Origin of the sequence: Pedobacter westerhofensis (assembly GCF_900182595.1) — a bacterium.
Taxonomy (GTDB): Bacteria; Bacteroidota; Bacteroidia; order Sphingobacteriales; family Sphingobacteriaceae; genus Pedobacter; species Pedobacter westerhofensis.
Window position 1 is genome coordinate 91,480 of the sequence record NZ_FXTN01000002.1, and the last position, 23,395, is coordinate 114,874.

The following is a 23,395-nucleotide window of genomic DNA, read 5'->3' on the forward strand; positions in this document are numbered from 1 at the left end:
ACAAAATATCAATGTTATTAAAAAGATTTAGAAAAGTACATCAGATCATATTTATCCCAATCGTTTGCCTGTCAGTAACCGGTGGTTTATACGCACAAAATGCTGTAAATCGCATTGCAAAAATGGCTCCCGGATCCGGGAAAGAGATTGCCGGACAAAAACGTATTGCTGAAAATTTGTCCCGTTCTGCGTCACAAACGCAGGTTGCAGCCCAAATGCCGGAAATAGAAACAGGCTTCATTACTGTGCCGGATAACATCCAAACCAGTGTTTACTGGTACTGGATGACTGACAACATCTCAAAAGAAGGGGTGGTTAAAGATCTTGAGGCGATGAAGAAAGTAGGTATTAACCGTGCCTTCATCGGAAATGTTTTCATCGAAGAGGTACCCCGCGGGAAGGTGAAGATCTTCTCCGAAGAATGGTGGGAAATCATGCATACTGCCCTTAAGACTGCAACGCGGCTCAATATAGAAATCGGTATTTTCAACAGCCCCGGCTGGAGCCAGTCGGGCGGCCCATGGGTGAAGCCGGAGCAGGCCATGCGCTACCTTACTTCTTCGCAGACAATAGTGAAAGGCCCCTTGCAGTTTAATCAGGAATTAAAACGCCCGGAAAAAGACTTTCAGGATGTGAGGGTAATTGCTTATCCCGTAGCCGATGATTTCGGAACAGATGTTTTTAGGTTCAAACCAGTTCTGAGCTCTTCGCCTGTCCTGGATAACCTCGCCGCAATTGCTGATGGCAATGACGAGACTGGTACCAGCTTAAAACCCGGACAGCCCTATACGATAGACATATCGGCTGCTGCTCCCTATACCGCAAGGAGCGTAACCATTGTCCCCCTGCAGTCGGCCATGACCCTTGAAGGCGATATCCAGGTAAAGCAGAACGGAAGCTACATCACTATTAAACACTTTATCGCAGACCGCAGTAATGACCAGCTGAACGTAGGATTTAAACCCTATGGCCCTGCAGCGATTTCAATCCCGGAAACAACTTCAAAGGACTTCAGGATCATATTTACCAAAGTATCGGGACGAGCCGGCATTGCCGGACTAAAAATTTCATCTGCGCCAGTTGTAGAGGATTATATAGAAAAAACGCTGGCCAAAATGTGGCAGACCCCCTTCCCTTACTGGACGGCTTATCAATGGCCTGCACGGCCGCTGACCGGCGATCAGAAATATGTCATTGATCCTGCAAAAGTGCTGGACATTTCAAAACATATGAATGCCGGCGGTACTTTAAGCTGGAACGTTCCCTCCGGCAGCTGGATGATTGAAAGGACAGGAATGACCCCCACATTAGTGCGCAACAGCCCCGCGTCGCCGGAAGGAACCGGACTGGAAGCTGATAAAATGAGCAAAGAGCATATTGCTGCGCATTTTGATGCCTTTCTCGGCGAGATTCTCAGGCGTGTCCCTGCCGAAGACCGTAAAACATGGAAAGTGACTGTAGAAGACAGCTATGAAACAGGGGGACAAAACTGGACTGACGGGCTGATAGAAAAGTTCAGCACTGCTTATGGGTATGACCCCACACCATATCTTCCTGTTTTACAGGGTAGGGTAGTGGGCAGCGCAGATTTGTCGGATCGTTTTCTGTGGGACCTGAGGCGATTTATTGCCGACAAGGTAGCTTATGAATATGTAGGCGGCTTGCGTGATGTCAGTCATCAAAACGGTTTGACCACCTGGCTTGAAAACTACGGCCACTGGGGATTTCCGGGTGAGTTTTTGCAGTATGGCGGTCAGAGCGATGAGATAGGTGGCGAGTTCTGGAGTGTTGGGAATCTTGGTAATATCGAAAACAGGGCAGCTTCATCCAGCGCGCATATCTATGGCAAAACCAAAGTTTCGGCCGAATCTTTTACAAGTGGTGACCCTGCATTTTCAAGATATCCTGCACAAATGAAACAGCGCGCAGACAGATTTTTTACAGAAGGAATCAATAACTCACTGCTGCATGTATTTATAGAACAGCCTGATGATGTTAAACTGCCCGGTGTAAATGCCCCTTTTGGCAATGAGTTTAACCGGCATAATACCTGGTTCTATGATATGGATATCTTCCTTAAATATCTGAAACGTTGCAACATGATGCTGCAGCAGGGCCGGTATGTGGCAGACGTAGCGTATTTTATTGGCGAAGATGCACCCAAGATGACAGGTGTGCAGGACCCTGAAATGCCTAAAGGATATTCTTTTGATTATATCAATGCAGAAGTTATCAAAACCCGGCTGACGGTCAAAAATGGCAGGATTACACTGCCTGACGGACTAAGTTACGGAGTCCTGGTGCTTCCGAAAATGGAAACCATGCGTCCGGAATTACTGCTAAAAATCAAAGAGCTGGTCAACCAGGGCGCAGTGGTGCTTGGACCACGACCTTTGAGGTCGCCAAGCCTGCAGAGCCTGGGCAAAGCCGATGAGCAGTTACAGGCTACTGCCGCAGAACTATGGGGCAAGGTCAACGGTAAGACAATTAAAATTAATCATTACGGGAAAGGTGTGGTGATCGATGGAATGGACCTGCAGCAGGTACTGGATTTGATTAAGATAAAGCCAGATATGATCGCTACTACACCGAATGCCGATGCAACTGCGACTGCGACTTCGGCTGCGACTTCAGATCGAACTGCAACTGCAACTTCGGCTGCAACTTCAGTCCAGACTGCAACTTCAGATCGGACTGCAACTGCATTTCGAACTGCAAATGTGTTAACCAAAAATCTTGCAGCAAGGCCAGCTGATTCCTTATTATTTATCCACAGAACAGTAAAAGACGGCGAAATCTATTTCATCTCCAACCAAAAGAATACACCTGTTAAAATTGATGCACGCTTCAGGCTGGGAGGGAAGGTGCCGGAATTATGGGACCCGGTTTCGGGTAGTATCCGCAACTTGCCTGCCTATACTCAAAATGAAAATACTACTGCTGTCCCCCTGGAACTTGATGCTACAGGAAGCGCTTTTGTAATTTTCAGGAAGGATGTCATCAAAGCCGGCAATGGAAATAAAATCAATTATCCACAGCCGGTACAAACCATGGCCATTACTGCAGCATGGACGGTAACTTTTGATCAGAACATGCGAGGGCCGGCAAAACCTGTAGTGTTTAAAACGCTGGCAGACTGGACACAAAGCAACGACGGAAGTATTAAGTACTATTCAGGCGCTGCCTTTTACCGTACTACTGTCAATCTGGTACAGCCCGCTAAAGATATGAAGGTAATGCTCGATCTTGGAAAAGTAAGCGCAGTGGCTAAAGTTAAAGTCAATGGCCTGGATGCCGGTGGGGTATGGACCGCCCCTTACACCGTTGATATTACAAAGCTGCTGAAGTCTGGCAAAAACGAAGTCGAAATCAAAGTGATCAATACCTGGGTAAACCGTCTGATCGGCGACAGCAGCTTGCCGGCAGACCAAAGAGGAACCTGGCTGAGTGTTAACCCTTACAAACCTGAAAGTAAACTGGAACCCTCAGGTTTGTTAGGGCCGGTGAAGCTATTGATGATTAAATATTAGTTTGCCGGAATGGTTGGGTGTTTGCGGATGCCCTGCCATTAACCATGCCTCAGGGTAAGCACAGCCACTTCGGGCCACATGCCAATGCGGCCCTTTAAGCCAAGGAAGCCAAAGCCCCTGTTCACATACAGAAAACGGTCTTTCTGGCGGTAGAGCCCTGCCCATTGCTTATATACGTATTTGATAGGGCTCCATTTAAATCCGAACAGCTCAATGCCAAACTGCATACCATGGGTATGTCCCGACAGGGTGAGGTGGATATGGTGCTGATGCCCCAGCGTAACGCCTTCCCAATGGGATGGATCATGTGACATCAGCACCTTGAACGCATCATCAGGAACTCCGGCGGTGGCCCGGTCAAGATCACCATATTGATGGAAACCCCCTTTGCCCCAGTTCTCGACGCCCAGCAAAGTAATGGACTGCCCATCCTTTTTCAATGTAACTGCTTCATCGAGCAGTAAACGAAAGCCTACTTCAGCATGGACTTCTTTCAACCTGTTCAGGTTGGCAACTTTCGCTTCCGGTGTCTCCCACTGAATGTAATCACCATAATCATGGTTGCCCAATACAGAAAATTTACCCATGGATGCTTTCAGGCCGGAAAAGGCAGGGATCCATCTTTCCATCTCAGAAGCCTGGTTATTGACCAGGTCTCCGGTAAACAGAATGACATCGCTGTCCTGTTCGTTAACCAGGTCGAGCCCTTTTTGCACCCCTGCGGCATCATTAAAACTGCCTGAGTGAACGTCTGTGATCTGTGTAATGGTGAAACCTTCAAAGGCCTTGGGCAGGTCAGGGAAATAAATAGTCTCACGCCTTACCCGGTAAAAATGCCGTCCGCGTGTGATGCCAAAAATAACGATCAGAAATAACACTGCGGCTGTGCCTAAGGCGAACTCGCTTACCCATAGCGCTCTCGGCGGAAAGCCGCGGAATAAACGCGTAACATCTTCTATAGCCAATATGGGCAGGGAGAATAAACGCGGCACAAATGAAAGCAGCATCAGCGTCATCATCCAGGAGATCAGCTTTTGCTGAAGTCCCGAACCCCGGCGTAAAAGAAACGCAGTGACTACGCCGCCAATTAACAATAAATCAATCAGCCAGTATAACCATAAAAACGGACTGGAGCTTGCAAGGGTTTGTATAACCTGGTAAAAATAGAAATCAGTTCCTAGCCAAAGCAGGATAATCAAAGGAAGTCGTTTCATTAATATAAACAGATGTTTAAGTATCTACGTATGGAGACGACTGATGGAGCCAAACATTTTAAAGAATTTTTGAAATTACATTTCAATGTTTATTCTAAGAAAAAACGATGCCGAAAGCTGACAAATTGATGCCAAAAACTAACGGGCAGACCATCCGGTACTGCCCGTTAAATTATTAACTATTATTTACCCAACTGGCAGATTAAATGCCAGCAGTTCTTTTGTCTTGCAGAGCGTCAAAAAGGACTACAGACAATTTTTTTATTTCACAGCGATGGTAAAATCAATATTTTCCGGTGGAAGGCATTGTTTGTCATCACATACCATAAACTGAACAGTTCCCTTTACAGCTGTGCTTTTAGAAGTGAGTTTAATCTTTTGCTGGAAGATGACAGAATTCTCATAAAAACCTACGTTCATATTAAAGGTAGGTTCAAACTTGCTGATGGGCTTGGGTTCTATCGTTTTTCCGATCAGCGAATATTCTTTTGATGCCGGAAATGTAAAACTCGTTTTTACAGGCCCGCCGTCTTTAACATACTGTGAGTACAGGTGCCAGCCCTGATCTATCGTAGCTTTTAAATATATGGTTGCAGTAGTAGCGCTTGTCCTCTTGGCAGCATAGCTCCAGGTAACAGGCTTCAGGATCTGACTAAAAGCAGTCATGCTGAATAGCAGGATCGTAAAGCTTAAAAAAGTAAGTTTTTTCATCTTGGTGTTTATTGGTTGATTTAAGTTATCAGATGGAGCTTTTGAGGATTAAACTAAGCTTTTCAGGTTTATAGCATGTTTATTTAATCTTCAAACGCTTCAGCTATGGTTTGAAGGTTTAGTTATTAAACTACTTGGTATATTTTATTAGGGTAAAAATGCATATTATAAGTTTTTATGGCAATAGTTCAGAATTATTCCATAAATATTCTTGTTTTTCACATTAATTATATGCTTTATTTCAGTGATAATAATGAATACGATCTTTTAATGTATTTTTTTACGAAATCATTTTTTATGCGGTCATATGCGGGATCAAATAACCCAATAACAAATTCATATCTTTGCGCTTCGCTCCGATACATTCAAGTCACGAACAACGATGCTTAAAAGAAAGTGGATACTCATTTTAATACTGGTTATTTTAGTTGTGTTTTCTGGGGGGTACGCCTGGTATAAAATTCACATGAGGAGCAAAGAGATTTCGGGTTTTCTGCAAAGTCCCGAAACAAAAGAAACCTCGGGAATTGCTTCATCCGGGATTTTTAGTGATATTTATTATATACATAATGACAGTGGTGATACCAGCAGGTTTTTCGCTATTACGCCTAAAGGCAACCTGGTTTCTACATTCTATTTTCAGAAGGATAAAGACCTGCTCTCATGGCAGCTGGACTGCGAAGATGTAGCGGTCGGCAAAGGGCCTAAAACTGGTAAAAGCTATGTGTACCTGGGAGATATTGGCGATAATTTTTACGTTCGCAATTATATCACCATCTATCGATTCGAAGAGCAGCCATCATGGATGAGCAGTAAGATAAATCATGTAGTGCCGGCACAGCTGCATTTGTCATATCCCGACAGTCCGCAGGATGCAGAAACGATGATGATCGACCCTCAGCAAAATCTCCTCTACATTGTGAATAAACGGACAGATACAATTCGTGTATATACCACACCCCTGAGCTTCAGAAATAATGAAAAACGCGTGCTTAGGCTGCGTAGCAAAATTCATTTTCCCGGCTATAAACCCTTTAAATATATCACAGCGGGCGATATTTCAAAAGACGGCACAAAAATATTGTTGAAAAGCTATGGGAAGGTATATTTCTGGTTGCGTAAAGAAAAAGAACCTGTATGGGAAACCATGAAACGGAAGCCTGAGGAATTGCCCTACGATATACAACGTCAGGGCGAAGCCATTGGTTTCACGCCGGATGCAGAAGGTTATTACACCACGAGCGAAGGGTCATTTGCGGCAATTTATTATTACCATTTGCCTTAATACAGTTTTATTCAATTCATCTACACGGACATCAGCTTCGCTTTGCGCCCAGGCATTCCGGATCAATAGTGGATATCCATACGGTAGCAGAGTTGGCATTGTCCTGCAAACTGAATTGAATAGCTTTGATTACAATTAAAATACTAATTTTAGCTATGCGATTGTATTCTAACCAAATCAAACTTTGTATCCTTGCTGGTTTAACTTCCTGGAGTTTAAACTCATCTGCCCAGCTCATCTGGCCAGAAATTACCAACACCGCCAAACCCTGGACGCGCTGGTGGTGGCAGGGGAGCGCTGTAGATAAAGAGAACCTCAAATGGAACATGGAACTTTACCGGGATGCCGGATTGGGCGGTATGGAAATTACCCCTATTTATGGTGTAAAAGGAGCAGAAAGCCGGTTTATTCCTTTTCTGTCACCTCAGTGGATATCCCTGCTGCAGTATACACTGGCTGAAGCAAAGAGATTGCATCTGGGCATAGATATGGCAAATGCTTCGGGATGGCCTTTTGGCGGACCATGGGTGCCGGAGGAAGACGCGGCTAAATCGCTGTTCTGGAAAAGCTATGAAATCAGGGGCGGTGAAAAATTGAATGAGCCGGTTCGCTACACACAGAAAGCCCTGTTCAGGGCACAGGGCCAGGCGCCAAAGCCAGGCGAAATCAAGCAGCCTATTCAGGCAAATAAAAATCTTCAGCTATGGGCACTTGACCAGGTCAGGTTTGATAAAGACCTCTCTCCGGTATTACTGATGGCCTATAATGAGAAACACGAAGCTATAGACCTGACTAAAAAACTAAGCACAACCGGCCAGCTCAACTGGGTTGCCCCAGCAGGTTCCGGCTGGCAGCTTTATGCCTTGTTCCAGGGAGATCAGGGCAAAATGGTGGAGCGCGCTGCGCCGGGAGGCGAGGGGATGGTGATCGATCATTTTTCGAAACCCGTTTTGTTGAAGTATCTAAACAAGTTTGATGAGGTGTTCACAGGCGGAAAAGGCGATGGCATCCGCGCGTTTTTTAATGACTCATACGAAGTGGACGATGCCAAAGGACAAGCTGATTTTACACCCGAATTTTTTGCAGAATTTAATCAGCGGAGAGGGTATGACCTGCGTAATCACCTGCCTGAACTCTTGGATAATGCTAACAGTGAGGTACATAACAGGGTTGTGTTCGACTACCGTGAAACTATTGCAGACCTGCTGCTGGATAATTTTACGCAGCCCTGGCACGAATGGGGGAAATCCAGACATGCACTGATACGCAATCAATCCCATGGCTCGCCAGCCAATATACTCGATCTGTATGCCGCTGTAGATATTCCCGAAACAGAAGGTACGGACTTGCTCACGCTGAAGTTTGCGAGTTCTGCCGCCCATGTAAGTGGCAAAGCCCTTACTTCTTCAGAATCTGCAACCTGGCTTGGAGAGCATTTTTCCTCTTCGCTGGCGGATGTAAAGTCGGCAATAGACAATTTCTTTATCGGCGGTGTTAACCATGTGTTTTATCATGGCACCACATACTCCCCAAAAGATGCGGCCTGGCCGGGATGGTTGTTCTACGCGTCCGTTCAATTCAATCCCACTAATCCATTATGGCACCATTTTTCAGCCTTAAACAGATACATTGCGCGTTGTCAATCCTTTCTGCAGCAGGGCAGGCCAGGCAGCGATGTACTGCTGTATTATCCCCTGCACGACAGCTTTTCAGCCCCGGGCAATGCAATGCTGAAACATTATAATACCATGAAAGAATTTGCCGAACCAGGTTTTGAGAAAGTTTCAGGGGAGATGCTTGACAAAGGTTTCAGTTTTGACTATATATCAGATAAACAGATTGCCGCCCTGCAATCCGCTGGTCATCAACTCCGGACAGGGGGAATTGATTATCAAACGCTGCTCATCCCTGACTGTAAAATGATGTCTCTGCCGACCCTCAGAAAAATCATTGAACTGGCCAGGTCAGGTGCTACGGTCATCATCTATAAAGATTTGCCAGCTGATGTGCCCGGATTTGGCGACCTCGCCGGCAGGCAGCAGGAATTTGCTGCCCTGCTGGGATCATTGGATTTTAAAGTCCTGGACGGTATGAAAGTCGCTAATCCCGGCAAGGGAAAGATCATTCTGGCTGATGAATTATCAGCTTTGCTTGCAGCCGCAAACGTAAGAAGAGAATCTTTAACCGATCAGGGCTTACAATTTGTACGGCGCAAGGGCGCTGCCGGCAGCACATATTTTATTGTTAATCCCACCAAAAAAGAATTCAGGGGCTGGATTACATTAGCAGCTGATGCGGCATCGGTAGCCTTGTTTGATCCGATGCGGGAAACGGCCGGACTGGCGACATCACGGAAACTTCCTGATGGTGGTACTGAAGTATATCTGCAGTTGCAGCCTGGGGAAAGCTGCATCCTGCAGAGCTCATCAAAAAACAGGAATGATCATCAGGCCTTTTATTTTGAACCCTCTGGAGCTCCCCTAGCTCTTGGAAACAACTGGACTATTCGTTTCCTGGAAGGAGGGCCAACTTTACCACAACCAATTGTTACTGACCGCCCGGGTCTCTGGACGGATCTGGGTAGCGATGATGCAAGGGTGTTTTCCGGCCTGGCTTCCTATGCTACGTCATTTGCAAGGCCATCGGGCAATGCGGCAATTTGGAAGCTGGACCTGGCTAAAGTATATGAAAGTGCCGAAGTTTATTTAAACGGAAAAAAACTTGCCACCTTGCTCGGGCCAGATTATTCGGTAAACATACCGGCTGCTCTTCTGAAGATCAATAACAAACTTGAAATACGTATTGCCAACCTGATGGCCAACCGCATCATCGATATGGAGCATAAAGGCATTCCGTATAAAATTTTTTACAATACGAACTTGCCGGCAAGGTATAAGGAAAACCGTGGCGAGGATGGATTATTTACTGCAATCAAATGGGCGCCAAGACCCTCAGGGATGAAAGGCACAGTTACACTGAGGCCCATGAAAGTTACCAGAGTTAATTAACAGAAAAGATTGCTCAATGTTAAAAAACTATAATGAAATGGCTTGATTTTAGATAGTTGATGTTTTAACAATTTTGGTGAAACATTTAATGTACCATCAAAGTTAATCTATCACCTATGGAAAAGATTAAAAAAATACCGTTGAAAATCCTGAAATGGCTGGGAATCGTAGTGGCATCCATCCTGTTCCTGATGTTTATCATCCCTCTGCTGTTCCCCGGAACAATCTCAGAGCAGGTAAAAATATTCGCCAATAAGCGGCTTGCCGGTAAACTCGACTATAAAAAGACCCGGCTTACATTTTTCCGGCACTTTCCCTCGCTTACGGTATCCGTAGATGAAATGCTGCTGTTAGGTTCCAAACCCTTTCAGCAGGACACCCTGCTTTCAGCAAAAGAAGTAGCGGTTGGAATCAATCTTAAAAACCTGATTTTTGATGGTAAAGTTAAGATCGATGAAATCTATGTGACCGATGCTTTCGCCAATGTTTATATCAATAGTAAAGGCCAGGCCAATTATAATGTTTATGTCTCCAGTCCTTCAAAAAGCCCAAAAGACACTACTGAAAAGGGAACCTCTATACAACTGGACCTGATTAAATTCCGGAACTGGCATATCAAATACAATGACCATCCGGCCAGGATCCTGGTTGATGCGAAAGGTTTGAACTATACAGGTAAAGGCGGATTAAGTGAGGATATTTTTGACCTTAAGACCGATCTTGCAATTGATCAGCTGGATTTTAGTTTAGACAGGATCTATTATGCCAGACAAAAATCTGTGCGTGCCGACCTGATCACAAGAATCAACACCAACGCCTTAACATTTGTACTTAGAAAAAACGAATTAAAGATTAACGATCTTCCTTTAAAGTTTACCGGCTTTGTAAGTATCCTCAAAGACGGATATAATCTTGATATCAAGGCTGCTTCAGAAAAAACTACCATTCGTGATATGATTTCTGTGCTGCCCCCGCAGTATCTCGACTGGGCAAAAGATACCAAACTTGAAGGTAACAGTGACCTTTATTTTAGTCTGAAAGGGCAGTTCAGTGAAGCCAGAAAGGTCAAACCCAAATTCACAGCACGACTGTTTGTGAATGATGGTCTTGTGTCCAGCACAAAAGCACCGGTACCGATGAAAAACCTCAACGTTGATCTGAACATTGATCTGCCTTCACTTGATCCGGAACAGCTGACCGTAGACCTGAAAAAATTAAGCTTCGACCTGGGCGATAAGGACAATTTCCGGGCTGTGGTAAAAACCAAAGGCCTGAGCGAGATGAATGTCAATGCCAATATGAAAGGCGCAGTTAATCTGCAGACACTTGATGAGGCCCTGGGCCTGAAAGATCTTGAGATCAGAGGTCTGATGAATGCCGATGTAAAAGCAAACGGCATTTTCAGTATGGAAAAGAAGCTTTTTCCAAAAACCGACGGATATATCAATCTGAAGGATGGATGGTTAAAAACTTCCTATTATCCGAATCCGATCACCAATATCAACGCGATAGCGTCGGTTAAAAATAGCGACGGGACTTTTAGCAGCCTTGGTGTAAAACTCGATCCTTTTAAATTCGATTTTGAAGGCAATCCGGTATTTATCAATGCTGATTTACAGAATTTTGAAGACCTGCTTTATAAAGTTCGTGCAAAGGGAGTCCTTAATATTGGAAGGATTTACCAGGTTTTTGCACGGAAGGGCATAGATGTAAGTGGATTGATCACTGCAGACCTGTCGCTGAACGGCCGTCAGAGTTATGCTACCACCGGCCAGTATAGCAAACTGGATAACAAGGGTACGCTGGTTGTTAAAAATATCAAAGCCAATACCGCCTATCTTCCAAAGCCCTTTTATGTGAAAGAAGGCAGCTTTGAGTTTGAAAATGAAAAAATGTGGTTCAGAAAGTTTTATGCAACCTATGGAAAATCAGATTTTTCACTAAACGGACATCTGCTCAATACGATCAATTACTTTATCGAACGCAAAGGCACGCTTCATGGAAACTTCGTGCTGAATTCCAACTATATCCTTGTAGATGAATTTATGGCGCTGAAGAGTGGCGATAATGATGATAAATCGATTGAAGTAGAATATGCGAAAGCCGAGAATCCAAAAAGCAGCGGTGTGGTTATCGTACCAAAAAATCTGGATGTTGCGCTGCAGGCAAATGCAAAAAAGGTAGAATTTAAGGGACTGGGTATTGACCAGCTGAAAGGTATGGCATCTGTTAAAGCTGGTCAGATTTTTCTCAAAAACACTTCATTTGATATTGCGGGAAGCAGGATGAACCTGGATGCGCGTTATCAGGATGAATCTCCGGTAACCGCCAATTTTGATGTTGGTTTTAAGGTTCAGGACTTTAATGTTCAAAGGGCCTATAAGGAAATTGATATGATGCGCAAACTGGCAACATCTGCTAAAGATATCAGTGGCATTGTGTCCGTGGATTACACGCTGAAAGGTGATTTTGATGAAAATATGGCTCCGATCTATCCCTCTCTGGAAGGTGGCGGTGTTGTTAACCTTCGGGATGTAGCCGTGAAAAACTATAAAATGCTTTCTGTAATCGGTGATAAGGTAGGCGCAGATGCCTTCAATAATCCTGATATGAAAGGTGTGAATATCAAAACACAAATTAAGAATAACCTGATCCATATTGATGAGTTTAAATTTAAGGTATCTGTGTTAAGACCTGCCATCAGTGGAACTGTCAGCTTAAACGGATTGCTCGATGTACTCGTTAAGGTTGGACTTCCCCCTGCAGGCTGGATTGGTGTGCCGGTAGTAGTTACGGGAACACAGGAAAAACCGCAGATTAAAGTTTTCAGCAGGACCGGAGAAGGTATTGTAAATGCGCTGTATAATAGGAAAACCAACAATGTGATCCGTGTGGAAAAACGTGATCAGGACAAGTCGGGCAGAGAACAGCGCAAGGAAAAAAGAGCTCAGGAGAAAAAGGCGGAACAAGCCGAGGAACAGGTAAAAAAAGACCTGAAGAAAGGTTAATATTTTTATAAAACAAACAACGCCTCTATACCAGAGGCGTTGTTTGTTTTGTATCAGTAACCCGGGTTCTGTTTTAGCTGTGGATTCACATTGAGAATATCCCTCCCGATAGGAAATATCTCTGTATGTTTATCGCCGTCCGGTTTTTTATCCCACCAGGTACCAGTATTAAATACGCCCCAGCGGATCAGGTCTGTCCTGCGGCGGTTCTCACCAAGAAATTCCCTGCCCCACTCATCGAGCATTTCCTGATCCGTAAGCTGAGACCCGTCTGCGCTGTACAAGCTCGGCGATCCGGCGGGAAAATTACGCTTCCTTACCATGTTAAGCAAGTTTGCAGCGCCTGGTTTGTCTCCCTTCCGGTACAGACATTCTGCCAGGGAATAGTAAATCTCTGATAGCCTTACTTCGGCATAGGCTGATGTGATGCGGTTAGGGTCTGGCGTGGGATAAAGCGGGTATTTCAGAAAGAACACTCCTGAATTATGATCTGCATGATTCATGTTCGATTCTTTATCTGATATTCTGGTACCCGGCTTTGCGCCCAGGAACATCCCTACCTGGTCACGTATGAATAAGGCGTATGGACCTTTGTTCCCCCTTACTGTATCAGGTCGGGCTACTCCGTTCACACTTCGTGTAAAGGGCAGGTAACCAAATAAAAACATACCTTCCCTGGTGCTGTTGCCCAGATTCCTGTATTTTTTGAGTCGCACATCGTCAGGATAACGCTGAAACTTGACAAAGGGCTTGCCCAGCTGAAAAGTGTATTCAGCACTGTCTACATCGCGGCCTGGCTGCAAAGCTAGGCGCGGGTTGGCCTGTCCGAAATCGGTAAAGCCACAGTATAAAGGCGCAGCGTCATAGGTCATCGCATTGAAGTACATCCCCCCGTCATACTGCCAGTGTGTACGCGCCAGCGTTCCCGGAAATCCATAGATCACCTCAGAATTAACCAGGGTATTGGTGTAATCAAAAGGAGCGTCCCAACGGGTATCCAATGCATAGCTTCCATATTTGCCGTTGATAATGTCCCGGCAAACCGCTTCGCATTCCGCAAATTTGTCGGTCCCGGTATATACTTTGGCATTCAGGTAAAGCCTCGCCAGCAGAGAGGCGGCACCTGCTTTGGTCCAGCGCCCGATCCCCTGATTGCTCAGGTTATCCCTTATGGGCAGTCCCGGTATAGCTTCCGTCAGCTCTTTCTCAATAAATGCAAATGTTTCCTGCGGTGTTGATTGTGGCTTTCCCTGTGTTGAGTTCTTCACATCCGTGATGATTTCGATATTACGGTAAAAGTCGAAAGCCCTCAGGTTAAACCAGGCCCGCATCGTGCGCAGCTCAGATTTAAAATCTGTCAGTTCTTCGGTCGTGACACCCAGCTTTGCAGGATCAGCTATGCTTTCCAGGTCCTGCAGAGAGTTGGTGGAAAGGACGACACCCTGATATAAATTGGTCCATACGCCACTGGTAAAGCCGTCAGTTGGTGTCCAGGTATGATAGTGCATGCGCTGATAATAACCACCATCCTGCCAATCGCCCTGACGGTTATAAGTACCTAATTCGTCGGTGCTGTTTTCCGAAGCAGCGAAAAGATCGTTGCCCTGAATACTCCAGTAGCCATGTTCGAAAGGACGGAGGAAAGCACGGATTACATCGTCCCGCCTCGTCAGAAAACCTGATGCATCAACCTTGTCGTACACTTTTTCGTCAAGCTTTGTGCAGCTGTTGAGTATCAGCGAGATCAGCAATAAAGTACTGGTATATAGTTTCAAACGTTTCATAATTCAAATGTTAAAATGTTGCCTGCAGACCAAAAATCAATTGCAGTGTAGAAGGATAATAATCAAGCGTTCCGTTCCCGTCTCTATTGGTACGTAAGCCCGGCCTTAAACCATTAACCTGTATCTGGTCGGGATCCCCGCCCGTATACTTGGTGAAAGTATGCAGGTTACGTCCTGCAGTATAAATCCTTACCGACTTTAAATACCTGGTTTTTAATGCCTGCGTATAGCCCAGCGATATATTGTCTATTTTGAGAAACGAGCCCGATTCCAGGAAATAATCGGAAGCAATAGAAGTAGTAGCACTATTCGTTAGCTTTGAATATTTGCTTTTACTGTCAAATGCTGATTTTAATACGTTAGCATCTGCTTGAACCGATGGTGTGCCCAGATAAAATGCCGGTGTGTTAAAGATTTTGAAACCAAAAGCGCCGCGAAGAAAGATATTCAGGTCGAAGTGTTTGTACTGAAAACTATGGTTCATGGACGCAATTACCCTGGGCAATCCATTACCTACAAACTGTTTGTCGTCATTGGAGGCCTGATTAGCAGGAACAACGCTCCCGTCTTTGCGATATACCAGCAGTGCACCGGTTTCGTCTACACCTGCAGACCTGAGGGTGTAAAATTCACCGATCCGATGCCCTTCCTGTATACGCTGTATGGTTCCGGGCGAACCTGGGCCGGGCAGTGATCCGACATCCTGAAATATTGCGCCCTGAAACAGGGAATTGGAGAAGGATATAAATTTGTTCTCATTAAATGAAAAGGCAACAGCTGCATTATAACTGAAGTCTTTATTTTTGATGACTGTACCATTCAGGGTTAGCTCAACACCAGAATTCCTCATGGTACCGACATTGGTGAAAGTTTGCGACTGCGGATTTGGTGGCAGGGGTACGTTGTAATCGCCAAGCAGGTCTTTGTTGGTACGGATATAGTAATCAACGGAACCATTCAGCCTGTTGTTAAACAGCGCAAAATCAACTCCGGCGTTAAAGTTTGCCGATTTTTCCCAGCTGAGGTCCGGGTTGATGTTCGATGCAGGGCCGTACACCTGGTACTGTACACCGTTAAAAGGAAAATAGCCGGCGCCACCGTAGAGCAGTAAGGATCTGTAATTGTCGAAGTCCTGATTACCGGTTACCCCATAGTCTGCCCTCAGCTTCAGCTCGCTGATCCATGGCAGGTTTTCTTTCATAAAAGCTTCTTCAGAGATGCGCCAGGCAGCAGATACTGCCGGGAAATCGCCCCATTTATCGTTGATGCCAAACTTGGAAGAGCCCTCGTGCCGCAAGCTTGCTGTAACGATGTAGCGATTATTGAAATCATAGTTTAATCTGCCAAAAAATGCGATCAGCCTCGAACTGTTTTGAGTAGAGCCCACTGCAGATTGTCCCTGACCGGCAGCTCCGCCGTTATAAAGTCCCGAACCCAGGTTGTTCCAGAGGTAGGTGTCAAAGGGGAAATCATAATTCTGGGCGCTGAACTGCTTGTAATTGTATGCAGAAAATGAATAGCCGCCGAGTAGTTTGAAATGGTGCTTATTTACATCCAGACTGTAATTGCCTGTCCACTCAATATTCTTCTGGTCGTTTTCTTCCTGATTCTGTTTGGCAAAGTTGGTTTGCGTAGTTTTATTGGCATGTACGATGGTAGACAATGTTGAGGGACTGAAATCCATGCCCCGGGCCGACCTGCTGATTTCTGAAATGGTCACGGTGGAACTCAGGTTTTTCAGGATATTAGCTTTCAGCGAAGCATTAATGTCCATTTCCTTAATATCCCCTCCAGATTTGATCAGTTTGCCGTTTTCTACCGGATTGTTGGAGAAAAAGCCTGTGTTGATATAATTGTATTTGCCCTGATTGTCGTAAATAGGGTAAGTAGGGTTTAAGGTGAGTGCATTATTGAAATTGCCCTGATCGGCATTACTGGTATTCATATAGCGCGGGGCTACAGTTAATGTTCCGGTGAAGATACCGTCATCCGTAGTATGGTTGATGCTGATCCTGGCCCCATACTCTTTTTTATGCGCACGAAGGTCAATACCTTCGGCATTACGATAGTCGGCAGAAGCAAAGTAGTTGGTTTTTGCAGATCCGCCGGACAGCTGCAGGGTATGTTTCTGGCTGAAGGCCGGTGAATTGGTAACAGCATCCATCCAGTCCGTCCTGGCCCCATAGTCCTGTCCTTTGTTGTTCTGCACCCGGTTTGTTAAGAAATCCTGGGCAGACAAGTTCTCCAGGCGGTTCGTTACATAATCAAAGCTCGCATAACCGTCGTAGAACATCCGCGATTGCGAAGTGCCTTTTTTCGTTGTAATGATAATCACACCATTGCTGCCGCGGGTACCGTAGATGGCCGATGCGGCACCACCTTTGAGGACATCGATACTTTCGATATCGTTTTGATTGATGTTGTCGATATTACCACCGGGAACGCCATTGACCACGTACAATGGCCCTAAACCTGCATTGCGGGATGAAACGCCCCGAAGTTGCAAACTTGGACTGGAATTTGGGTCGCCATTGGCTGTATTGGTGATACTTAAGCCTGCTACCTTACCCTGAAGCGACATCAGGGGATTGTTTGCTGATACAGGGAGCAGGTCTTTTCCGGAAATATGCGTGATCGCACTGGAAACCTCGCGCCTGTCCAGCGATCCGTAGCCAACGCTGACTACAACTACTTCGTTGAGCTCATTGTCTGCCTGGGACAGGGTTACATTCAGTTCATTTCCTGCCGGGAGATCAATTGTACGGGGACTAAAACCTAAAAAAGTAAAGGTAAGTTGCTTTGCAGTTGCTGGAACTGTGATGCGGTACCGCCCGCCGGCATCAGTTACAACACCGCCCGGCGAGCCATTAATGGTAATGCTCGCGCCGGCAATCGGTGACCGGTCGGCAGATCCTGTTACTGTCCCTGTGATTGTCCGGCTCTGGCTGAACACGGCAAAAGGGAGTATCATAAAAAACGCGATGGCGCCCAGATGAAGTAAAAGTTTTCTGTACATAAGGGAATATTTGGTTTGACGATGCAAGTAAGGCGGTTCATGCCTCAGTTACAAGATGCCTGATCCTGTACAAGAAAAAATCTAAGAAAAAATAATTTCAATAATTTGAATTACAGTTTGTTATAAATTTGAAGAGGACTGAAAATCTAAGTGTTTGGATCCTGATCAGCCGCCACCTGTATGCCCATAATGCGTTGCTCAAAGTCGCCTGCCGGTACAAGCGCCTTAGATTTTGCCCGGAAACGGTAGGTGTAAACCGTATTTACGGTGTATTGTAGAATTGCGCCAATCATTTCATTCTTATGAATCCCTAATCGCATCAGCGCAAATATCCTTAACTGAGCGGTCAAGAGTCCGGCAGACTTGGGTTCAATCTGGTCTTCTTCCCTGAACATAGCGTTGAAGACATGAATAAAATCGGGAAATAACTTTAGAAAAATCCTGTCGAAAGTTGCAAAGAATTCAGCTCTTTCAGAACTTATATCTATCTGCTCCAATACGCGGACCAATTCATCCATGTTCCCCGACTTTGCCCTGCGTTCCGCATTCCTTTTCAGCTTGTCCAGTTTGATGATATAACGGGAGAGCTCACTAAAAAAATAACCAATATATTCTTCCTTAATCCTTCCTTCTTCCCATAGCTTCCTGTTTTTTTCCTCCAGTCTACGGTTGGTTTCCCTGATTATTTTTTCAGCAGCTTTTACTTTTCTTAGCTGAACAAAAACGATAAAGCCAATCAAACTGGCAATTACTGCAAAAGCTATCATGCATGCAAGGCCGATCAGAAAGCGCTGTCGTTCTTCATCTTCGAGACGATCCCTTGCGGCTGCAACTGTGCTGAGCATATGTGTAACCTTGTATATCTGCAGGGTACTGCCAAATTTATTCGCCTGACTCAGGGCCTGCTGAAGAAAAAAATAAGCTTCTGTTATTTTTCCCTGCGCATGTAAAGCTATGCCCAGGTTCAGCAGCGCCAATGCCCGGTATGTAGAGCTGCGCACATCGTTTATTGCCGCGATGGCCAGCAGGCGTACTTTCTCATCGCCATGGCTATAGTTGCTGAGTCCTGTTGCAACCATCGCTTCTTCATGAACAGATAGTTTGCTGGCCATCAGGGCACGGAAGTAAACAACTGGACTTGGGCCGGTCCCTGGTTTCCGCTGCGCCTCGAGGATACGGCGTTCGAATGTTCCGGGTTGACACAGCGCAATCGCAGAGTCCAGGTAAAGGTATTTCCACCGAAGATCTTCCGGGGCGTTGATTTGATCACCATTGTATTTCGCGAGGTCTGAATATGCCCAGGAATATAAGATGTAGTAAGATTTTTTTGCGCCACTGTCCAGTAAGCCTGGGTTTGTTTCTCTAAGGCAATCAAACGTTTCTTTGAACATGCCCGCCGTGATCATCGTGGTGCCGAGCCTCAGGCGGTTTTCAGCAAGTTTTTTATTGTCTTTCAGTTTTTTGCTCAGCACAATAAGCTCCCGTACATAATGATATGCGGAGTCGAAGCGATAATCCTTGAAGGCTTCAAACAGTGCCAGTGAGGACCTGTACTGGTCATTCAGCCCCCGGGTTGTAGCTTTTTGATATGTTTTCCTAAGCAGCGAGATCTGTTTGTCCATCCCTGTATCGTACCTGTTTTTTCCGGCGATCTCTGCTCTAAGTACTGTAAGGAGGCTGTCGGCTTTATTTTGAGAAAATACCGGGAGGGGGAAGGTCAGGGCAATCAGGGTATAAAGTATAGTTTTATACATAAGTATCTGGTTAGAATAATCCAAATCTAATCAGTATTTTCAAAGATCTTAAGGCAAAAGAAATATTACTGGATATTGGTATTTTTAAGAAAGTATCAGGATCTTTGTACTCAAGATTCCGGGTTTACCCAAACCATCCTCCTTCTAGCCCTGTTCGTGATTGCACCATAACAGATTGTGTACAAAGCAAGTCTTTCCTTAATTCTGGTAATATTCCCGTTTAGTATTCACACGCTGTTCATACGCTATTGACAGGCTGTTGACGCGCTCAAAACATATGATTCAGCCTGTTAATACCGCTTCAAAAGCTTGCCATTCGCTGGCAGTTACCTTACTAAAAATATAAAGAAAATAGACGAGGGATATGTTGGTTACCTACCGATACCGCAGATGGTATAAATCAGTACCCGGGTTGAGACAAAGATACTCATTATGACCGAAAAATAGCAGTTTTAACGTCATTTAACGTCAATTGACGTCATTTGGCCTGTCAGGTTTTATTTTTACAACTTCCATGTTTATCTTTGCATAACCTGCTGTTTAACAGAGGGAATAGTTTAGTATTAACACTTAAAATTATGATTATGTCTATCAGAAAAGGTGGAATTTTTAAAGGAAAAAAGGGTAACACTGTTACCTACGAAGTAAACGGTCAGGTCATACAACGGACCATTGGTAAAAGGGAAAAGCCCTATAAAGATCATGAGCTTGGCAACCAGTCCGGGTTCGGCAAGACCAGTGTTTTTATGCGTCCGGTAAAGCAATTTATAAAGAATGGTTTTGAGCTGCAGGGCAAGAAAAAATTTACCATCGGTTACAATATGGCCGTAGGGTATAACAGGATGAATGCAATTGAGATTACATCTCCTAATTCTGTGAGATTTGTTTATGAAAAAGCACTTTTCAGTCAGGGAGCCATGACGGTAAATCCAGAAGCTACAGTCAAGGTAGTGGAAGGGGGATTGGAATTTCGCTGGGATGCCGGCCTGATGGCTAAGGGAATGAAGAGAAATGATCATGCCATGCTTTTGGCCTACTGTCCGGAGAAAGAAAGTGCATTTTTTGAGCTGTCTGGGGCAAACAGAAAAACGGGCAGGGATTTTCTGGAAATTACGGCCTATCATCAGCCTGTAACCCTTGAAGTTTACATTGCTTTTGAGGCGGCCGACCGCAAAAGTATTTCAAACAGTGTTTACCTCGGTCAGGTACAATTTTAAATCATTATTCATTTAATTTAAAACCTTATGTCAACAATTAAGTCAGGCCAGGTAGGCCAATTCAAAGGAAAGATAGGAGCGTTAGTCGTGGTCAGCTGGAGGGGTATTTTAACCGGAAGAAGCCGGCCCAGAAAATCTGACAAGCCGGCATCAGACGATCAGCAGGATCATCGGAAAAAGTTTGGAACAGTCGCTAAATTGCTGAAATACCTTTCAGAACAGATCGCTATCGGCTGGGCTTCGCGTAATCCCAAAAAAACAGCCATGAACGAAGCTGTCCAGTATCACTTCAATCACGCAATCACTGGCGAATATCCAGATTATCGGTTTGATTGTACAAAACTGCTGATCAGCAGAGGAAGGGGAATCATCGATGGAGGTTTTCGCCCGGTGGCTCAGCCAGCTGCAGAATGGTCGGTAGACATCTCCTGGGTGACCAGCAATTCTACATCTGATATCACGCAGCCAACAGATCGGCTGACGATTGTGTGCTTCGACGAGAATATCAGGCCTGGTCATTTTGGGCGTTATGTGGTAGATGATGTGGCAGAGCGAAGTGACCTAAAAGGAAAGATTAAGATAGCGGAGCAGATGAAGGGACATGCTGTACACGTTTATATGTTTTTTGTTTCTCAGGATGGTAAGCGCGCATCCAAAAGCGAATATCTGGGCTTATTAACAACAAACGAATAACACCTCAATGTGTCTGGCTATTATTTTTGTAGCCAGGCACATTTTCATTGTCCAGCCGGATCACATGAAGTCATCCGGATGAAAGGCAGCGAATTGCTATGGCAGACAAACCTATTCAAAATCAGGGCTGCAACGCTGTGCCATTACTTTACTTAGCTGATGATTTCTTCAGGCCACCAGATTTCACAACGAGAGTTTGTGCTCAATGTTAAATTAATACTAATTTACTTACATTCGTGTGCTAAAATAACAGGATGCACGCACCCAAATCGCTTTCTGATTCAGAGTTGATCTTACTTTTTAAAAATGGAGATCGAAAGGCCTACGAGGAAATTTATTTTCGGTACTGGGCAGTTCTGTTTGGGCATGCGCGTAAGATGCTGAATGACGATGAGGATGCACAGGATCTGGTGCAGGATGTTTTTTCTATTTTTTGGACAAAGGGAGCACAGGTAAATATTACCCATTCACTGCCCGCATATTTGTACTCAATGATGAGGTACAAGATCTTTGATTATATTTCACATCAAAAGATCAAGAGTGAATATATCTTATCTCTGGCTGATTTTATTGAAAAAAATGAGTATAGCGCTGACTACAGAGTGCGAGAAAAGCAGATGGAGGCAATTATTGCAAAAGAAATCGCTGCTTTGCCATCAAAGATGCGCGAAGTTTTTGAATTGAGCCGTAGGTCGCATCTTTCCTATCGTGAAATTGCTGATGAGCTTGGAATATCAGAGAATACTGTGAAAAATCAGATTAATAATGCTCTAAAAATCCTCAGATCCAAACTCGGAACAGTCATTTTTACGCTTTTCTTCTAATTTACCGGACAAAGTAATATTTTTTTTAGTTTCATCTGGTAGTACCGGCCGGGTTAGCCGACTTGTTAATATATGATATTATAACAGGCAATGAGGTTTTCATAATTTACTGTTTGAAAATGGTAATTTAATTGTGGCTTCATCACCGATCAAAAATATATACTAATGAAAACGGATAAGGCAGAAGATTTAATAAAGAAATATATCCACGGAACTGCCAGTTCTGATGAAGAAGCTTTGCTGGAAAACTGGTATGATCAGACTGCGCTGAATTTGAAGGATTTGCCTGAGATGCCCGATTATCCCAAAATAGAGCAGAAGATATTGATGGCACTTAGGAAGGAACAGCGGGCTGTACCCAGTATGCCGATCTGGCAACGCTTTGCCGCTGCTGCAGCTGTGCTGGTTCTGATTGCCAATGGATTATTTTATATCAACAAGGACAATGATCAGCAATTGCTGGTTGTTCAGAAAGATATCATCCCGGGTGGCAACAACGCAGTACTGACACTCGCAAACGGAAGGAAAATCAACTTAAGCTCCGGAGGTAGTGGCAACATTCTTAATACCGGAAATATAACCATATCAAAAAACGGTTCCGGACAGGTCACTTATCAGGTAAATCATACCCGTCCGGCCGATACAAATCCTGCACATACAGAACTGGCCTACAACACGATCAGTACTCCAAAAGGCGGACAGTGGAACGTACTTCTTGCAGATGGCACCCATGTATGGTTAAACGCAACCTCAGAGCTTAGTTTTCCGCAGGCTTTCCAGGGCGCTGAGCGGGTGGTCACACTTAAAGGTGAAGCTTACTTTGAAGTGGCTAAAGATAAATCCCATCCCTTTGTAGTTAAGTCGAAACAACAGGAAGTAAAAGTCCTGGGAACGCATTTTAATATCAACAGTTATGACGATGAGCCCAGTGTTAAAACCACCCTGCTGGAGGGATCTGTCGAGGTCAGTTCCAGTCGGCTACAGTTAGTTATTGAACCGGGCGAGCAGGTGATGAATACTGAAGATGTTTTGAAAAAGGTTAAAATGGCCGATCCTGAAGAAGTGACTGCGTGGAAAAAAGGATTATTCTATTTTGATAATACAGATGTAAAGACGCTCATGCGTCAGCTGGCCAGATGGTATGATATCGAAGTGGTCTATGAAGGGAAACCCAGCAAGTATAAGTTTGCAGGAGAACTGCGGCGAAATATGGCGCTTGCCAATGTATTGCAAATCCTGGAACAGGGCGGTATTCATCTGAAGATGGAAGGAAGAAAACTGATCGTTATTCCCTGAATAAAACTGATCATCAAACCTGAATGAAACTCATCCTCAAATCTGAATAAATCAT

The 23,395-nt window shown here is 44.7% G+C and carries 13 protein-coding genes; 8 read left to right on the plus strand and 5 right to left on the minus strand.

Annotation, left to right across the window (positions count from 1 at the left end; all coding sequences use genetic code 11):
* The first annotated feature begins 11 nt into the window (after positions 1–11).
* Positions 12–3,530, plus strand: a complete 3,519-nt coding sequence (locus FN831_RS03205) for a glycosyl hydrolase (RefSeq protein ID WP_185960370.1) — start codon at positions 12–14, stop codon at positions 3,528–3,530.
* A 38-nt stretch (positions 3,531–3,568) separates the two neighbouring features.
* Here FN831_RS03205 and FN831_RS03210 read toward each other — a convergent pair whose 3' ends face one another.
* On the minus strand, positions 3,569–4,744 hold the full coding sequence (locus FN831_RS03210; protein WP_142526779.1) for a metallophosphoesterase: 1,176 nt from the start codon (positions 4,742–4,744) through the stop codon (positions 3,569–3,571).
* A gap of 261 nt (positions 4,745–5,005) precedes the next feature.
* Positions 5,006–5,455 (minus strand): protein-disulfide reductase DsbD N-terminal domain-containing protein, encoded by a 450-nt coding sequence (locus FN831_RS03215; RefSeq protein WP_142526780.1) that lies wholly within the window; start codon positions 5,453–5,455, stop codon positions 5,006–5,008.
* 466 nt (positions 5,456–5,921) lie between these two features.
* On the opposite strand from FN831_RS03215, the gene FN831_RS03220 reads away from it, so the two are divergent.
* The 3 genes from FN831_RS03220 (at position 5,922) to FN831_RS03230 (ending at position 12,756) form a co-directional block, all read left to right on the plus strand.
* Positions 5,922–6,740 (plus strand): hypothetical protein, encoded by an 819-nt coding sequence (locus FN831_RS03220; protein WP_142526781.1) that lies wholly within the window; start codon positions 5,922–5,924, stop codon positions 6,738–6,740.
* Positions 6,741–6,895: 155 nt separating this feature from the next.
* Entirely contained in the window at positions 6,896–9,748 is a 2,853-nt protein-coding gene (locus FN831_RS03225) for a glycosyl hydrolase (RefSeq protein WP_142526782.1), read from the plus strand.
* A 116-nt stretch (positions 9,749–9,864) separates the two neighbouring features.
* Positions 9,865–12,756, plus strand: a complete 2,892-nt coding sequence (locus FN831_RS03230) for an AsmA-like C-terminal region-containing protein (RefSeq protein WP_142526783.1) — start codon at positions 9,865–9,867, stop codon at positions 12,754–12,756.
* A gap of 53 nt (positions 12,757–12,809) precedes the next feature.
* Here FN831_RS03230 and FN831_RS03235 read toward each other — a convergent pair whose 3' ends face one another.
* The 3 genes from FN831_RS03235 to FN831_RS03245 all read right to left on the minus strand — a co-directional run bounded on the left by FN831_RS03235 (position 12,810) and on the right by FN831_RS03245 (position 19,310).
* Positions 12,810–14,540 carry a RagB/SusD family nutrient uptake outer membrane protein gene (locus FN831_RS03235; RefSeq protein WP_142526784.1) on the minus strand — a complete coding sequence of 577 codons (1,731 nt, stop codon included), beginning with the start codon at positions 14,538–14,540 and terminating at the stop codon, positions 12,810–12,812.
* Positions 14,541–14,550: 10 nt separating this feature from the next.
* Positions 14,551–17,556 carry a SusC/RagA family TonB-linked outer membrane protein gene (locus FN831_RS03240; RefSeq protein WP_142526785.1) on the minus strand — a complete coding sequence of 1,002 codons (3,006 nt, stop codon included), beginning with the start codon at positions 17,554–17,556 and terminating at the stop codon, positions 14,551–14,553.
* A gap of 146 nt (positions 17,557–17,702) precedes the next feature.
* Complete coding sequence (locus FN831_RS03245) at positions 17,703–19,310, minus strand: DUF6377 domain-containing protein (protein WP_142526786.1); 1,608 nt, start codon at positions 19,308–19,310, stop codon at positions 17,703–17,705.
* Positions 19,311–19,894: 584 nt separating this feature from the next.
* On the opposite strand from FN831_RS03245, the gene FN831_RS03250 reads away from it, so the two are divergent.
* The 4 genes from FN831_RS03250 (at position 19,895) to FN831_RS03265 (ending at position 23,340) form a co-directional block, all read left to right on the plus strand.
* Complete coding sequence (locus FN831_RS03250; protein WP_142526787.1) at positions 19,895–20,527, plus strand: DUF6266 family protein; 633 nt, start codon at positions 19,895–19,897, stop codon at positions 20,525–20,527.
* Positions 20,528–20,554: 27 nt separating this feature from the next.
* The gene (locus tag FN831_RS03255; protein WP_142526788.1) at positions 20,555–21,220 is read left to right on the plus strand and encodes a DUF6266 family protein; all 666 of its coding nucleotides are present in this window, start codon (positions 20,555–20,557) and stop codon (positions 21,218–21,220) included.
* A 254-nt stretch (positions 21,221–21,474) separates the two neighbouring features.
* On the plus strand, positions 21,475–22,044 hold the full coding sequence (locus tag FN831_RS03260) for an RNA polymerase sigma factor (RefSeq protein WP_142526789.1): 570 nt from the start codon (positions 21,475–21,477) through the stop codon (positions 22,042–22,044).
* 165 nt (positions 22,045–22,209) lie between these two features.
* The gene (locus FN831_RS03265; RefSeq protein WP_142526790.1) at positions 22,210–23,340 is read left to right on the plus strand and encodes a FecR family protein; all 1,131 of its coding nucleotides are present in this window, start codon (positions 22,210–22,212) and stop codon (positions 23,338–23,340) included.
* The last annotated feature ends 55 nt before the right edge of the window (positions 23,341–23,395 follow it).